Source organism: Deinococcus sp., from assembly GCF_018260405.1.
Classification (GTDB): domain Bacteria; phylum Deinococcota; class Deinococci; order Deinococcales; family Deinococcaceae; genus Deinococcus.
In genome coordinates this window covers 1-907 of the sequence record NZ_JAGLBG010000230.1, presented here as the reverse complement: position 1 = coordinate 907, position 907 = coordinate 1, and the positions used below count along the sequence as shown (strand labels likewise).

The 907-nt window shown below is 52.1% G+C and carries 1 pseudogene; it reads left to right on the top strand.

From position 1 onward, the window contains the following. Window positions 1–636: 636 nt before the first annotated feature. A pseudogene (locus tag QZ269_RS13260) lies at window positions 637–907 on the top strand (integrase); the annotation flags it as partial.

Below are 907 nucleotides of genomic sequence, written 5' to 3'. Positions count from 1 at the left end.
AGTTGGGACAGATCTTTTGCGTAATGTCCCTACTCTACCCCTTTCCGCTTCGCAAGTCCCCCTGCTGAGCAGTTACTCTCAGGCTTTGCTTTCTCATCGCAGTCTGATGGTTTGGTGAACAGTTTATGCGCAACACACTTGAAAACTTGGAATCTCGCTACCGTACGGAGTCCGCGAGTCTGTATTGCAAAAGCAACAAATGAATTCCAGCTTAGTAGGGGTGACGTGAGAATCGGAACCAAAACCTGCGCTAAGGAGATATTCCTGCTTCAATCAGCCTTATCATAGGGTTCGCAACAGCTTTGCCGGATAAAGGCAACAGCGATTGCGACGGCATTCCTCCCGCCTTAGACACTTATCACAGGAAAGATTTTCTGGTGTTCGCTCGCTGGGTGACTCCTGAAATCAGAGCTAAGAAATCTCCATCTAGGAGAGGGGATTTCAGAGAAGTCGTTTCCTTAGCGCAGGTTTCTGTTCCGATTCTCAGGTCACCCCATATATCAACCTCGTAAATATATATCCACCCCAACCCCTCCACCCCACCATTCTGCCTCCTCCATAATCCCCACTCCCTTTCCTGAAGAATTAACAATAACTGGGATTATTGTCAAAAACTTTGCTACCCTCAATCCACTCATGACGCTCGTCCGCCCCACCACCGCCCTAGCCCTGAGCGACCTCACCGACCAAGCGCTGCGGGTCAAGGCCGTGGAGGCAGCGGCCACCTACGATGTCGAAGTCCTGACTCAAGTCCTCATGGCGTATATGCGTTCAGGAAGCAACCAAGGCAGCCGAACGAGTGAACATACCTTGACCGCCTACCGTGTAGGCGTCCGAACCTTCGTTCCTTGGGCGCGTGACAATGGTGTCTCGCTGCTTCGTCCGGGGCGGCGGGATGGTGGACGTT